12 protein-coding genes are annotated in these 15,106 nt (G+C 65.3%); 11 read left to right on the forward strand and 1 reads right to left on the reverse strand.

What is annotated here, in order from left to right:
- Positions 1–24: 24 nt before the first annotated feature.
- From nuoC to nuoN, 11 genes are all read left to right on the forward strand, one after another.
- On the forward strand, positions 25–1,806 hold the full coding sequence (gene nuoC, locus BM194_RS08855; protein WP_092845832.1) for an NADH-quinone oxidoreductase subunit C/D: 1,782 nt from the start codon (positions 25–27) through the stop codon (positions 1,804–1,806).
- 2 nt (positions 1,807–1,808) lie between these two features.
- A complete protein-coding gene (gene nuoE, locus BM194_RS08860) occupies positions 1,809–2,333 on the forward strand; it encodes an NADH-quinone oxidoreductase subunit NuoE (protein WP_092845834.1) in 525 nt (174 codons plus the stop codon).
- Positions 2,330–3,712, forward strand: a complete 1,383-nt coding sequence (gene nuoF, locus BM194_RS08865; protein WP_177223371.1) for an NADH-quinone oxidoreductase subunit NuoF — start codon at positions 2,330–2,332, stop codon at positions 3,710–3,712. The genes nuoE and nuoF overlap by 4 nt, the downstream gene beginning before the upstream one ends.
- 28 nt (positions 3,713–3,740) lie before the next feature.
- Positions 3,741–6,530: an NADH-quinone oxidoreductase subunit NuoG gene (nuoG, locus tag BM194_RS08870; protein WP_092845836.1), complete on the forward strand. Its 2,790-nt coding sequence runs from the start codon at positions 3,741–3,743 to the stop codon at positions 6,528–6,530.
- Positions 6,527–7,507, forward strand: a complete 981-nt coding sequence (nuoH, locus tag BM194_RS08875) for an NADH-quinone oxidoreductase subunit NuoH (protein WP_092845838.1) — start codon at positions 6,527–6,529, stop codon at positions 7,505–7,507. The genes nuoG and nuoH overlap by 4 nt, the downstream gene beginning before the upstream one ends.
- Before the next feature lie 25 nt (positions 7,508–7,532).
- A complete protein-coding gene (nuoI, locus tag BM194_RS08880) occupies positions 7,533–8,072 on the forward strand; it encodes an NADH-quinone oxidoreductase subunit NuoI (protein WP_092845840.1) in 540 nt (179 codons plus the stop codon).
- 20 nt (positions 8,073–8,092) lie between these two features.
- Positions 8,093–8,632, forward strand: a complete 540-nt coding sequence (gene nuoJ, locus BM194_RS08885; RefSeq protein WP_092845842.1) for an NADH-quinone oxidoreductase subunit J — start codon at positions 8,093–8,095, stop codon at positions 8,630–8,632.
- The gene (gene nuoK, locus BM194_RS08890; protein WP_092845844.1) at positions 8,629–8,937 is read left to right on the forward strand and encodes an NADH-quinone oxidoreductase subunit NuoK; all 309 of its coding nucleotides are present in this window, start codon (positions 8,629–8,631) and stop codon (positions 8,935–8,937) included. Before nuoJ ends, nuoK begins: the two co-directional genes overlap by 4 nt.
- 11 nt (positions 8,938–8,948) lie before the next feature.
- Positions 8,949–10,802, forward strand: coding sequence for an NADH-quinone oxidoreductase subunit L (nuoL, locus tag BM194_RS08895; RefSeq protein ID WP_092845846.1), 1,854 nt, complete (start codon positions 8,949–8,951; stop codon positions 10,800–10,802).
- Positions 10,803–10,868: 66 nt separating this feature from the next.
- Positions 10,869–12,416, forward strand: coding sequence for an NADH-quinone oxidoreductase subunit M (gene nuoM, locus BM194_RS08900; RefSeq protein ID WP_092845848.1), 1,548 nt, complete (start codon positions 10,869–10,871; stop codon positions 12,414–12,416).
- Entirely contained in the window at positions 12,413–13,858 is a 1,446-nt protein-coding gene (nuoN, locus tag BM194_RS08905; protein WP_092845850.1) for an NADH-quinone oxidoreductase subunit NuoN, read from the forward strand. The genes nuoM and nuoN overlap by 4 nt, the downstream gene beginning before the upstream one ends.
- A gap of 83 nt (positions 13,859–13,941) precedes the next feature.
- Here the strand turns inward: nuoN and BM194_RS08910 are convergent, their stop codons facing one another.
- Positions 13,942–15,060 carry a TRAP transporter substrate-binding protein gene (locus BM194_RS08910; RefSeq protein WP_092845852.1) on the reverse strand — a complete coding sequence of 373 codons (1,119 nt, stop codon included), beginning with the start codon at positions 15,058–15,060 and terminating at the stop codon, positions 13,942–13,944.
- Positions 15,061–15,106 lie beyond the last annotated feature (46 nt).

Genomic DNA, 15,106 nt, shown 5'->3' on the forward strand with positions numbered 1-15,106 from the left:
TGAGCAGGGAGAGCTGCACGAGACATGAGCGTCGCCACACCCAATGATACGACCGCGAACGACGCGCAGGCCGATCCGGTCGTCGTTGCCCTGATGCAGCGCTTCGGCGAGCGGGCCTTCGTCGAGCAGGCCACCCTGATCGGCATGCCGGTGCTGTGGGTCGCGCGTGACAGCCTGATTGACGTGTTGCGCTTTCTGCGAGAAATGCCCGAGCCGTTCAATATGCTGTTCGACCTCTCGGCCACTGATGAGCGCCTGCGCGGCAATCGTCAGGGTCTGCCGGATTCGGATTTCACGGTGTTCTACCAGCTACTGTCGGTCTCGCGCAATCGCGACATCATGCTCAAGGTGGCGCTCGCCGAGAGCGACCTGGAAGTACCCAGCAGCGTCTCGCTCTACCCCAACGCCAACTGGTACGAGCGCGAGGTGTGGGACATGTTCGGCGTGACCTTCCATGGCCACCCGCACCTGACCCGCATCCTGATGCCGCCGACCTGGATGGGGCACCCGCTGCGCAAGGATCATTCCGCGCGGGCCACCGAGTTCGACCCCTACACCCTGACCGTGGAGGGCCAGGACAAGGAGCAGCAGGCGCTGAAGTTCGATCCCGAGGCGTGGGGCATGCGCCGCGGCGGCGAGGACAGCGAGTTCATGTTCCTCAACCTTGGCCCCAACCACCCCTCGGCCCACGGTGCTTTCCGCATCGTGCTGCAACTCGAGGGCGAGGAAATCGTCGACTGCGTGCCCGACATCGGCTATCACCATCGCGGTGCCGAGAAGATGGGCGAGCGCCAGTCGTGGCACAGCTATATCCCCTATACCGACCGGGTCGACTATACCGGCGGGGTGATGAACAACCTGCCCTACATCCTGGCGGTGGAGAAGCTCGCCGGCATCACCGTCACCGACCGGGCGCGCACCATTCGCGTGATGATGGCCGAGCTGTTCCGCATCAACAGTCACCTGCTCTTCCTTGGCACCTACCTGCAGGACCTTGGTGCCATGACACCGGTGTTCTTCACGTTTACCGACCGCCAGAAGGCCTACGAGGTGATCGAGGCGATCACCGGTTTCCGCATGCACCCGGCGTGGTTCCGCATCGGTGGAGTCGCCCAGGACCTGCCCAAGGGCTGGGACCGGCTGATGCAGGGATTCGTCGACTGGATGCCCAAGCGGCTGGCCGAATACGAACGGGCGATGATGGAAAACGCCATTGTCCGCGAGCGCACCCGCAATGTTGTCGCCTATTCCACGGCTGAGGCGCTGGAGTGGGGGGTGACCGGCCCCAACCTGCGTGCCACCGGCTGCAATTTCGATCTGCGCAAGCAGCGCCCCTATTCCGGCTACGAGAACTTCGACTTCGAGGTGCCGCTGGGGGGCAACGGCGATGTCTTCGACCGTGGCCAGGTGCGCATCGAGGAGATGCGCCAGAGCCTGCGCATCATCCAGCAGTGTATCGACCACATGCCAGACGGCGACTACAAGGCCGACCACCCGCTGACCACGCCGCCGCCGCGCGACAAGATGCTGCAGCACATCGAGACGCTGATCACGCACTTCCTGCAGGTGTCGTGGGGGCCAGTGCTCAAGCCCAACGAGTCGCAGCAGATGATCGAGGCCACCAAGGGTATTAACAGCTATTACCTGACCAGTGACGGTAACACCATGAGCTATCGCACGCGCATTCGTACGCCGAGTTTTCCGCACCTGCAGCAGATTCCGGCAGTGATGCGCGGTGGCTTCGTGCCGGATCTGATCGCGCACCTGGGCAGTATCGATTTCGTCATGGCCGACGTGGACCGCTGAACATGAACTCGACCGCCGCTACCCGTAACGACGCCACCATCGCCACTGACGGCGACGCCTTCGTCCTGCATGGCGATGACCGCCGCGCCATCGAGCACGAACTCGCCCATTATGAACAGCCGCAGGCGGCCTGCATCGAGGCGCTGAAGATCGTCCAGCGCCGCCACGGCTGGGTGCCCGACGGGGCAATTCCGGCGATCGCGACAGTGCTGGGCGTGGGAGCGGCCGACGTCGAGGGGGTGGCCACCTTCTACAGTCTGATCTTCCGCCAGCCGGTCGGGCGCCACGTGATCCTGGTCTGTGACAGCAGCTCGTGCTTTCTCACCGATTACGAGGCGCTGTATGACGCGCTGGCGGAGGTACTCGGCATTCGCTTCGGCCAGACCACGTCGGACGGGCGCTTCACACTGCTGCCGGTGTGCTGCCTGGGCGCCTGCGACCGCGGCCCGGCGCTGATGATCGATGACGACACCTATGGCCCCGTCGAACCCGACGATGTGGCCGAGCTGCTGGAGGCCTACGCATGACGGCAAGTCGCTCTTCGCTTCGCACTTCGTTGCGTTATCGCTGCCAGTTACGCCAGGCGGCCGCCGAGCGGCGCGCCGAGACCCACCCGTTGACCTGGCGTCTGCACGATGACAATCGCCCGCTCGGGTTCGACGAGTACCTCGACATGGATGGCTACGCCGCCGTGCGCGAGGTGCTTGGCAGGCAGTCGCCCGACGAGGTGATCGATCAGGTCAAGGAGGCCAATGTCCGCGGCCGCGGCGGGGCCGGTTTCTCGGCCGGCATGAAGTGGAGCCTGACCATGAAGGGCGAGGGCATCCCGCGTGGCTATCTGGTGTGCAACGCCGACGAGATGGAGCCGGGCACCTTCAAGGATCGCCTGCTGCTCGAACAGCAGCCGCACCTGCTCATCGAGGGCATGATCCTCGGTGGCTATGCCAACAACTCGCGCTACGGCTACATCTTCCTGCGTGGCGAGTACGTCGAGGCGGCCCGTGCCGTGACGCAAGCATTGGAGGAAGCACGCGCCGCCGGCTGGCTGGGCAAGGATATCGCCGGCAGCGGCTTCGACTTCGACATTGCCCTGCACACCGGGGCCGGGCGCTACATCTGCGGCGAGGAGACTGCGCTGATCAGCTCGCTGGAGGGCAGCCGCGCCAATCCGCGCGCCAAGCCCCCCTTTCCCGGCCAGTCCGGGGCCTGGGGCAAGCCCACCGTGGTCAACAACGTCGAGACGCTATGCAACGTGCCGGCGATCCTGCGCCACGGTGTCGAGTGGTATCAGGGCCTGTCCGGCGGCCGCAGTGACGACGGGGGTACCAAGCTCTATGGCGTGTCCGGGCGGGTCAATGAGCCCGGTCTCTGGGAACTGCCGATCGGCACCACCGGCCAGGAATTGCTCGACCTAGCTGGCGGTATCCGCGATAGCAAGGCGCTCAAGACCTGGCTGCCGGGTGGCGGCAGTACCGGGTTTCTGCTGCCGGAACATCTCGAGCTGCCGCTCGACTTCGACACTGTCGGCCAATACGGCAGCCGCATGGGCACCGGGCTTTTGACCGTGGTCACCGAGGAGCAAAGCGTGGTGGCGTTGCTGCGCAATCTAGAGCAGTTCTTCGCCCGCGAGTCGTGCGGCTGGTGCACGCCATGCCGCGATGGCCTGCCATGGGTAGTGAAGATCCTGCAGTCGATCGAGCGCGGCGAGGGCGAGCAGGGCGATATCGAACTGCTCGAGGATCTTGCCGTCAAGCTGGGGCCGGGCAAGACGTTCTGTGCCCACGCACCCGGGGCGGCGATGCCACTGCAGTCGGCGATCAAGCATTTCCGGGACGAGTTCGAGCGCGGCATCTCGCACCGGGCGCGGGCCGCCCACGAGGATCCGATACCGGTGGGGGAAGTATGACGCGGGCAGGCGCAGGGGAGAGGCACTGATGGCGACGATTCATGTGGACGGTAAGGCCTACGAGGTCGACGGCTCGGACAACCTGCTCCAGGCCTGCCTGTCGCTGGGGCTGGATATTCCCTACTTCTGCTGGCATCCGGCCATGGGCAGTGTGGGTGCCTGCCGGCAGTGCGCGGTCAAGCAGTACAAGGATGCCGACGACACCAAGGGCATGCTGGTAATGTCGTGCATGGCGCCGGCCAAGGACGACACGATCATTTCCATCGATGACGACGAGGCCCGCGACTTTCGCGAGAGTGTCATCGAGTGGCTGATGATCAACCATCCCCATGACTGCCCGGTGTGCGAAGAAGGCGGCCATTGCCACCTGCAGGACATGACCGTGATGACCGGCCATGACCGGCGCCGCTACCGCTTTCGCAAGCGCACCCACCGCAATCAGTACCTCGGCCCGTTCATCGCCCATGAGATGAACCGCTGTATTACCTGCTATCGCTGCGTGCGCTTCTATCGCGACTATGCCGGCGGTGGCGATCTCGGGGCCTTCGGAGCCCATGACAACATCTATTTCGGACGCCATCAGGAAGGCGTGCTGGAAAGCGAGTTCGCCGGCAACCTGACCGAGGTATGTCCTACCGGGGTATTCACCGACCAGACCCACTCGGATCATTACACCCGCAAGTGGGATTTGCAGTTCGCGCCGAGCATCTGCCACCAGTGCGCGGTGGGCTGCAATATTAGCCCCGGTGAGCGCTACGGTGACATCCGACGCATCGAGAATCGCTATCACGGTGAGGTCAACCGCTTCTTCCTGTGTGATCGTGGTCGCTTCGGCTATGGCTACGTCAATCGCAGCGACCGGCCACGCCGCCCCGAATGGCGTGACGAGAACGGCCATGAGCCGGTCACGCTCGAGGTGGATGCCGCGCTGGAGCGGGCCGCCGACCAGTTGCGTACCGCGCGGCGGGTGATCGGCATCGGTTCGCCGCGCGCCAGCCTGGAAAGTAACCACCAGCTGCGCGAACTGGTCGGCGACGACAACTTCTCGACCGGCATCGTCGCCCGCGAACTGGCCTGCCTGACCGCCATGAACCGGCTCAATCGCGAGACCGGCGTGGCTACGCCGACCCTGCGTGAGGTGGAGGCGCACGATGCGGTTCTGGTGCTCGGCGAGGACCTGATCCAGAGCGCCGCCCGGCTGGGGTTGGCAGTGCGTCAGGCGGTGCTGGGACGCCGCGATGCGCTTGCCGAGCAGCGTGGCATTCCCGGCTGGAACGCCGAGGCGGTCAAGACGCTGGGCCAGGATACGTTCTACCCCCTGTTCAGTGCCTATCCCACTGCAACCGGGCTCGATGCCATCGGCGAGACGACCTGGCGGCTGGCGCCGGACGACATCGCCCGGCTGGGCTTCGCCATTGCCCATGCCATCGACGACACGGCGCCGGCCGTGGACGGTCTGGACCCGGCGATGCGCGACGAGGCCGGGCGCATCGCCGAAGCGTTGCTGGCCGCCCAGCGCCCGTTGATCGTCAGTGGCGGCTCGCTGGGCTCACAGGCCATCATCGAGGCCGCCGGCAGCGTGGCCCGGGCGCTGGCACGGCGCACCCGGCAGGCCGGACTGACGCTGGTGCGCCACGAGGCCAACAGTACGGGGCTCGCGCTGCTGGGTGGCGAGTCGCTGGAGTGGGCGCTGAAGGAGATCGAGGCCAATCGCGCCGATGCGCTGGTCATCCTCGAAAATGACCTCTATCAGCGCCTGCCGCAAGGCCAGGTCGATGCCGCCCTGGACGCCGCCGACACTGTCATCGTGCTCGATCACCAGCGAACCGGAACCTGGGAACACGCCCACCTGGGGCTGCCGGCGGCGACCTTTGCCGAGGGCGACGGCACGCTGGTCAGCCTGGAAGGCCGCGCACAGCGCTTCTTTCAAGTGTTCGATCCGCGTTATATCCGCCCCGAGACACGCATCCACGAGAGCTGGCGCTGGCTTCACGTGCTCAAGGCGGGGCTCGAGCGACGCAGTGGTGCGGACGTCACGCTCGACGAGGTGACCCGCGCGTGTGCCGAGCGGCATCCCGCACTGGCCGGCATCGTCGATGCCGCGCCGCATGCCGACTATCGGGTCGAAGGGCTCAAGCTGGCCCGCGAGCCGCACCGTTACAGCGGGCGCACGGCGATGCGTGCCAACCTGAATGTCAGCGAGCCCCGCGCCCCGCAGGATCCCGACTCACCGTTCAATTTTTCCATGGAAGGCTACAACGGCTTCCATCGTCCGCGTCAGGAAGTGGCCTTCGCCTGGGCGCCGGGCTGGAACTCGCCACAGGCCTGGAACAAGTTCGTGGATGAGGTCGGCGGCCATCTGCGCGCCGGCGACCCCGGGGTGCGCCTGCTGGCGCCGCAGCCCGGCGACTACACCTATGCACAGGACATACCTTCCGCCTTCACGCGGCGCGACGATGCCTGGCAGGTCGTGGTGCTGCCGCGCCTGTTCGGTGGCGAGGAAACCACGCTGCGGGCCGCGCCGATTGCCGAGCGCGCCGCGCCGCCGGCCATCATTCTGGCCGCCGAGGATGTTCAGCGCCTGGGGCTAGCCGAGGGCGAAGCGATAGCGCTCGAGACCGAGACAGGGCGCGTGGAGCTGCCATTGAACTCGTCCGATGGCTTTCCGGCTGGCCTGGTCGGCCTGCCGTCAGGGGTTTCGGCGGGCATGGTCTCGGGGACATGGGGCTGGTTGCACGCGGCAATCACCGACCAGGGGGACCACGCGCCCGGCGTCGACAGGCCGCCCCGTAACGATCACCAGGAGGATCGCCCATGAGCTGGTGGACCCCGACAGTCGAGGCGGCGTTCATTGCCATGCTGCAAGCGTTGGTCATCCTGCTCGGAGCCGTGCTGCTGGGGGCGGTGATGACGGTCGTCGAGCGTCGCCTGCTCGGCCTATGGCAGGATCGCTACGGTCCCAACCGGGTAGGGCCGTTCGGCACGCTGCAGCTGGTCGCCGACATGCTCAAGATCTTCTTCAAGGAAGACTGGATACCACCATTCGCCGATCGTACGCTGTTCGTGCTGGCCCCGGCCATTGCCATGGCGTCGCTACTGCTCTCCTTCATCGTCATACCCATCACGCCCGGCTGGGGCGTGGCGGACCTGCACATTGGCCTGCTGTTCTTCCTCGCCATGGCCGGCATCAACGTCTACGCAGTGCTGTTCGGCGGCTGGTCGAGCGGCAACAAGTACGCCCTGATCGGCGCCATGCGTGCCTCGGCGCAGACACTCTCCTACGAGGTGTTCATGGGCCTGGCGCTGATGGGGGTGGTAGCCATGGCCGGCTCGTTCAACATGCGCGAGATCGTCAACGCCCAGGAGGGCTTCTGGTTCGTCATCCCGCAATTCTTCGGTTTCTGCACTTTCCTGATCGCCGGGATCGCGGTGACCCACCGCCATCCCTTCGACCAGCCCGAGGCCGAGCAGGAGCTGGCCGATGGCTACCACATCGAGTACTCGAGCATGAAGTTCGGCATGTTCTTCATCGGCGAGTATGTCGGCATGGTGCTGGTCTCGGCGCTGATCGTCACCCTGTTCTTCGGGGGCTGGCATGGGCCGCTGTTGCCGCCCATCGTGTGGTTCGCGCTCAAGACGGGCTTTTTCCTGATGCTGTTCGTCCTGCTGCGCGCCTCGTTGCCCAGGCCGCGCTACGACCGGGTGATGAGCTTCGGCTGGAAGGTCTGTCTGCCGCTGACACTGGTCAACCTGCTGGTGACAGGAGCGGTGATACTGCTCGTGTCGCCGCAATGAATCCGAGTCTGCAAGGAGTCACGGTATGCTGAAGTGGCTGATCGAGGGAACCTGGTCGCAGCTGCGCACGCTGGGCATGGTCTTCATGCACAGCTTTCGCAAGCGCGAGACCCTCAACTATCCCGACGAGCCGGTACCGCTGCCGCCGCGCTATCGCGGACGCATCGTGCTGACCCGCGACCCCGATGGTGAGGAGCGCTGCGTGGCCTGCAACCTGTGCGCCGTGGCCTGCCCGGTGGCCTGCATCTCGCTGCAGAAGGGCGAAAAGGAAGACGGTCGCTGGTATCCCGAGTTCTTCCGCATCAATTTCTCACGCTGCATCTTCTGCGGCATGTGCGAGGAGGCCTGCCCGACCTCGGCGATCCAACTGACCCCCGACTTCGAGATGAGCGAGTACCGCCGCCAGGAGCTGGTCTACGAGAAGGACGACCTGCTGATCAACGGACCCGGCAAGGATCATGACTACCACTTCTACAAGGTGGCCGGGCTGGCGATCGCCGGCAAGGACAAGGGCAGGGCGCAGAATGAGGAAGCGCCCATCGACGTCAAGACACTGCTTCCCTAGTGCACAGATAAGGAAAAGACATGGAAGTAGCTTTCTACCTCAGTGGTCTGGTGGCGGTGCTGGCGACCCTCGGCGTGGTCGTCAGCGTCAACCCGGTGCATGCGTTGCTCTACTTGATCGTCTCGTTGATCGGCGTGGCGATGGTGTTCTTCGCCCTCGGCGCGCCCTTTGCCGGGGCGCTGGAGATCATCGTCTATGCCGGGGCGATCATGGTGCTGTTCGTGTTCGTGGTGATGATGCTCAACCTCGGCGAGGCGGTCGTCGACCAGGAAAGAGCCTGGCTGAAGCCCGGCATCTGGCGGGGGCCGGCAGTGCTGGCCGCGCTGCTGCTGGTGATCCTGGCGGTGACGCTGTGGCGGGGCGACATCGGCATGGTCATTGCCGGCGAGACGCTGACCGCCAAGGCGGTGGGGATGACGCTGTTCGGCCCTTGGCTGCTGGTCGTGGAGCTGGGGGCGATGCTGCTGCTGGCGGCACTGGTCACGGCCTCCCACGTTGGACGACTGTCGACGCCGCGACAGACGCCGGGGCGTGACGCGAGCACTAAGGAGGGGGCATGAGCGGCATACCGATGGAGCACGGCTTGATCCTGGCGTCTATCCTCTTCGCGCTGGGGCTGGTGGGGCTGATGGTCCGCCGTAACATGGTGTTCGTGTTGATGAGCCTGGAAATCATGCTCAATGCGTCGGCCCTGGCCTTCATTGTCGCCGGCACGGCCTGGGGGCAACCCGAGGGGCAGGCAATGTTCCTGCTGGTGATCACCCTGGCGGCGGCCGAGGCCAGCGTGGGCCTGGCGCTGTTGATCCAGTTGCATCACCGCTTCAAGACCCTGGACACCGATGCCGCCAGCCGGATGCAAGGATGATGGAGTCGCCGATGTCGCTGTTTCTGCCCCTGACCTTCCTGCTGCCCCTGGCCGGTACGCTGATCCTGTCGCTGTCCCGCGGTCGTCTGGGTGAAGCCGACAGCGCCTGGGTCGGTGTCTCCAGCGTCGGGCTGGCAGCCGTGATCACGGCGCTGCTGACCTGGACCTACCTAGTTTCGCCCGGCACCTACGAGGTGACATTGTGGACCTGGATCGCGGTCGGTGACTTCCAGCCCACCATTGGCCTGGCCCTGGACGGCCTGTCGCTGACCATGCTCGGCATCATCACCGGCGTGGGATTCCTCATCCATCTGTTCGCGGCCTGGTACATGCGTGGCGAGAGCGGCATCACGCGCTTCTATGCCTACATGAACCTGTTCGTGTTCAGCATGATCCTGCTGGTGCTCGGCGACAACCTGCTGCTGCTGTTCCTGGGCTGGGAAGGGGTCGGCCTGTGCAGTTACCTGCTGATCGGCTATTACTACCAGACCGCGGCCAACGGCTGGGCCGCCTTCAAGGCATTCATCGTCACGCGTATCGGCGACGTGTTCCTGGCCATTGGCCTGTTCCTGCTGTTCCGCGAGCTGGGCACGCTGGACATTTCCGAGCTGCTCGAGAGGGCGCCGCAGGTCTGGGCCGAAGGCGACGCCACGGTGGAACTGGCGGCCCTGCTGCTGCTGGGTGGGGCGCTGGGCAAGTCGGCGCAGCTGCCGCTGCACACCTGGTTGGCCGATGCCATGGCCGGCCCCACGCCGGTGTCGGCGCTGATCCATGCCGCAACCATGGTCACCGCAGGCGTGTATCTGATAGCCCGCCTGCACGGCATCTTCCTGCTGGCGCCGGGAGCGCTCTACCTGACCGGCGTGATCGGGGCGCTGACCCTGCTGCTGGCCGGCTTCGCCGCGCTGGCGCAGACCGACATCAAGCGCGTGCTGGCCTACTCGACGATGAGCCAGATCGGCTACATGTTCCTGGCCTTGGGCGTGGGTGCCTTCGATGCGGCGATTTTCCATCTGATGACCCACGCCTTTTTCAAGGCGCTGCTGTTCCTGTCTGCCGGGGCGGTGATTGTCAGTTGCCACCACGAACAGGACATGCGACGCCTGGGCGGGCTGTGGCGTCGCCTGCCGCTGGCCTACGGCGGGTTCGTGGTCGGTGGGGCGGCACTGGCCGCGCTGCCGCTGGTCACTGCCGGGTTCTACAGCAAGGACGAGATTCTCTTCCAGGCACTGCTGGCCGGTCACGGCGGGCTGATGCTGGCGGGGCTGATCGGCGCCTTCCTGACTTCGATCTACACCGTGCGCTTGATCATCAATACCTTCCATGGCGAGCCGAAGAGCGACAATGCCCGGCATGCCGAGCCCGGACGCGGTCTGGTGCATGGCGCGCCGCTGGTTGTGCTGGCCATTCTCTCGACGTTTCTCGGCGCGTGGATCACCCCGCCGTTGCAAGGCGTGCTGCCTGCGGCGGAAGAGGCTGGGCATGGCGGGGCGCTTGCACTCGAGATCGTCGCGGCCGGGGTCGCCCTGGCGGGTATCGCGCTGGCGGCGTGGCTGTTCCTGGCCCGGCGGGCCTGGCTGCGCGAGCGGGTCGCCCAGGGCTGGGGCGCCAGGTTGCGCACGCTGTGGTATGCCGCCTGGGGATTTGATGCCTTCTTCGACCGTACGCTGGTGAAACCCTACCAGGGCATGGTGAAGTGGCTGCGCAGTGACCTGCTCGACCGCACCTTTGCTCGGGTGGCCTGGCTGGCGGGCCTGCTGCACCAGGGGCTGTCGCGCACGCAGACCGGGCGGCTGCGCTGGTATGCCACCACGATGGTGGTCGGCGCCACCGTCGTGGTGCTGTTATTGACGCTGGGGGCGTAGCGTTGGCCGTCAGGCCGACGCCGTCGGGGGAGCCGTGATGACAAGACGACAAGGAATGCGACATCTATGACGCTGGTCTGGCTGATTCTGATTCCCTTCATTGGCGGGTTGCTGTGCTGGCAGGCAGAGCGCTGGGGCGGGATGGCGCCGCGCTGGATCGCACTGGGCACCATGGGGCTGGTCCTGCTGATCACCCTCGGCCTGTGGTTCCAGGGCGAATACCATCTCCCCGATCCTACGGCCGCCAGCGAGGCGGTGCGCTGGTCGATGGAGTGGCGCACGGCGTGGATTCCGCGCTTCGGCATCGAGGTGCACCTGGCGCTGGATGGCCTGTCGCTGGTACTGATCGCGTTGACCGGCTTTCTCGGTGTGCTGGCGGTGCTGTGTTCCTGGAACGAGATCGTGCGCAGGGTCGGTTTCTTCCATCTCAACCTGCTGTGGATTCTCGGCGGGGTGGTCGGGGTGTTCCTGGCCATCGACCTGTTCCTGTTCTTCTTCTTCTGGGAAATGATGCTGGTGCCGATGTACTTCCTGATTGCGCTGTGGGGACACAGCGGCTCGGAGGGCAAGACACGCATCACTGCCGCCACCAAGTTCTTCATCTACACCCAGGCCAGCGGGCTGCTGATGCTGGTGGCCATCCTTGGGCTGGTCTTCGTGCATCACGCCAATACCGGGGAATATACGTTCAGCTACGACGCCCTGCGCAACACGCCGCTGTCCGACGACCTGGCCATGTGGCTGATGCTGGGGTTCTTCATTGCCTTTGCGGTCAAGCTGCCGGTGGTGCCCCTGCATGGCTGGCTGCCCGACGCGCATGCCCAGGCCCCGACCGCGGGCAGTGTCGACTTGGCGGGTATCCTGCTCAAGACCGCGGCCTACGGCATGCTGCGCTTTGCGCTGCCGCTGTTTCCCGAGGCCTCTCAGGCCTTTGCGCCGGTGGCGATGGCGCTGGGGCTGGTGGGCATCTTCTATGGCGCGGTGCTGGCCTGCGGTCAGCACGACGTCAAGCGACTGATCGCCTATACCAGTATTTCGCACATGGGCTTCGTGCTCATCGGTATCTATGCCGGCACCGAACTGGCCCTGCAGGGCGTGGTCATGCTGATGGTGGCGCATGCCTTCTCGGCAGCCGGCCTGTTCATTCTCAGCGGGCAGCTCTACGAGCGCCTGCATACCCGCGACATGCGCGAGATGGGTGGCCTGTGGGGTCGCCTGGGCAGCCTGCCGGGGTTCACGCTGTGCTTTTCCGCTGCCTCGCTGGGCATGCCGGGGACGGCCAACTTCATCGGCGAGTTCATGGTGCTGTTCGGCAGTTTCCCGGTCGCGCCCTGGACGGTGGCGATCGCCAGCGCCGGCCTGATCCTGGCTGCCGTCTACTCGCTGTTGCTCATGCAGCGTGTGCATTTCGGTCCGGCCCAGGACGACGCTCCACTGGCCGGACTCGACCGGCGCGAGTTCCTCATGATGCTCGGCCTGCTGGCGCTGGTGCTGCTGTTCGGCCTGTACCCGCAGTTGCTGCTCAACACCACCGATGCCGCCATGCTCGAAGTCCAACGCCTGTTCGGCGCGGCTGACGCGCTTTCCACCACGCTGCCGATGGGGGTCTCATGACGCTGACCTTGACGCACCTCGTTGCGCTGCTGCCGCTGATCCTGGTCTGTGTCACGGCCGTCGTGGTGATGCTGGGCATCGCCTGGCGGCGCCATCACTCGGGGACTGCCTTCGTCAGTGTAGTGGGGCTCAACCTCGCTCTGCTGTCGCTGCTGATTGTCTGGCAGGTGGCGCCGCTCGAGACGCCGTTGCTGGCCGTGGATGGGCTGGCGATGTTCGCTGCCGTGCTGATCCTCGTCTCGTCGCTGGCCTGTGCCACGCTGGCCCATGCCTATCTCGAGCATTACGGCGGGCCGCGTGAGGAGTTCTACCTGCTGCTGCTGTGTGCCGCTGCTGGCGGCCTGGTGCTCGCGGCCAGCCAGCATCTGGCGACGCTGTTCTTCGGCCTCGAACTGCTGTCGATGCCCCTCTACGGCATGCTCGCCTACACCTTCCATGAACGGCGCTCGCTGGAGGCCGGCATCAAGTACCTGGTGCTGTCAGCGGCGGGCACGGCATTTCTGCTGTTCGGCATGGCGCTGCTGTATGCCCAGACCGGCCGCCTGGACCTGGCCGGCCTGTCGGCGAGCCTCGTCGAGGGACCCGGCCCCTGGGGGCTGGCCGGTGCCGGCCTGATGCTGGTAGGGCTGGGCTTCAAGCTGTCGATCGTGCCGTTTCATCTATGGACGCCGGATGTCTATGAGGGCGGGCCGGGGCCGGCCGCGACGTTCCTTGCCTCGGCCAGCAAGGTGGCGGTATTCGTCGTGCTGCTGCGCCTGGTGCTGTCGGCGCCGGCCTTCGAGGATGCCTGGCTGCACGATCTGTTGGCGGCATTGGCGCTACTCACCATGCTGGTCGGCAACCTGCTGGCACTGACCCAGGCCAACCTCAAGCGTCTGCTTGGTTACTCGTCGATCGCTCACTTCGGTTACCTGCTGGTCGCCTTGGTGGTCAGCGACGGGTTGGCGGCGGAAACCGGTGCGGTCTACCTGGTCACCTACCTGATCACCACGCTCGGCGCATTCGGGGTAGTCACCCTGCTGTCGAGCCCCTACGGCGGACGGGACGCTGCAGGGCTTCACCATTTTCGCGGCCTGTTCTGGCGACGGCCCTACCTGACCGCCGTGCTCACCGTGACCATGTTGTCGCTGGCCGGCATTCCCTTCACAGCGGGCTTCATCGGCAAGTTCTACATCATCGCGTTGGGCGTCGAGGCAGAACGCTGGTGGCTGGTCGGAGGTATCGTGGTAGGCAGCGCCATCGGCCTGTACTACTACCTGCGTGTGATGGTCACGCTGTACCTGGTCGAGCCGGGCATGCAGAGCCGCGACGCACCGCACAACTGGGGCATACGTGCCGGTGGGGTCATGGTGCTGGGGCTGGCGCTGCTGGTCGTGCTGCTGGGTATCTATCCGGCACCGATGATCGAATGGGTGCGGGCCATGGGTACCCTGAACGGTTAAGCGTAGGGAAGCCGATCGTACGTGAAGCCCAAAAAAACCGGGCCCGCTGAGCGGGCCCGGTGATCTGCAGGAACCAGTGCTTCTTACTGCTGCTGGGTCGTGGTGGTATCGCCGTCCGGGTTGCGGGCGTTGTAGTACGCCTGTTCGGAAATGGCGTGGTAATTCTCGACCTTATCCTGGAAGGCGCTGTAGGAGTCGTAGATCTTCTTGGCCATCTCGTTGGTCTCGGCCAGTTCCTGCACGACGGCCTGGGAGTGCTTCTTGGCTTCAGCCAGTACGTCGTCGGGGAAGCGGCGCAACTCGACGCCATGCTCTTCGACCAGTGTCTGCAGCGCATCGTTGTTGCGTGCGGTGTACTCGTTGAGCACCGATAGATTCACGTCGTGCACGGCGGTCTGGAGGATCGCCTGCAGGTCGGCTGGCAGCTCGTTGTAGGCGTCTTCGTTGACGATGGCCTCGAACATCACGGTCGGCTCGTGCCAGCCCGGATAGTAGTAGTAATCCGCCGCCTGGTGCAGGCCGAAGGCCAGGTCGTTGTACGGCCCGATCCACTCGGTGGCGTCGATGGCGCCGGACTGCAGCGAGGTAAAGATTTCGCCACCCGGCATATTGACGATGGCCGTGCCCATGCGGCTCATGACCTCACCGCCGAGGCCGGGCATACGCATCTTGAGCCCTTCGAGGTCCTTGACCGAATTGATTTCCTTGTTGAACCAACCGCCCATCTGGACGCCCGAGGCGCCCGCCGTCATGACCTCGACGCCGAACTGATCATACAGCTCGTTCCACAGCTCGATGCCGCCGCCATACTGCAGCCAGGCATTCATTTCCTGCGCGTTCATGCCGAATGGCACGGCGGCGAAGAACTGGGCGGCAGGTGCCTTGCCCTTCCAGTAGTAGGACGCGGAGTGGCCCATCTCGGCGGTGCCTTCGGCCACGGCATCGAAGACCTCGAAGCCCGGTACCAGCTGGCCGGCCCCGTAGACCTCGATGGTCAGGCGGCCATCGGACATCTTCTCGACCAGTTCGGCCAGGCGCTCCGGCCCCTGGCCAACGCCGGGGAAGTTCTTCGGCCACGAGGTGACCATCTTCCATTCGTAGGTTTCCTGCGCGTGGGCGGGGTTGTCGAGTGCGGTCGCCAGGCCCAGGCCGGTGGCGGCACTGGTCATGGCGATTGCTGCGGCAAGTGACTTGAGTTGCATAGCGCATTTCCCCTTATTGTGTCGTTGAGCGCATCGTGCGCCTAGG

Source organism: Modicisalibacter xianhensis (genome assembly GCF_900113605.1).
Classification (GTDB): domain Bacteria; phylum Pseudomonadota; class Gammaproteobacteria; order Pseudomonadales; family Halomonadaceae; genus Modicisalibacter; species Modicisalibacter xianhensis.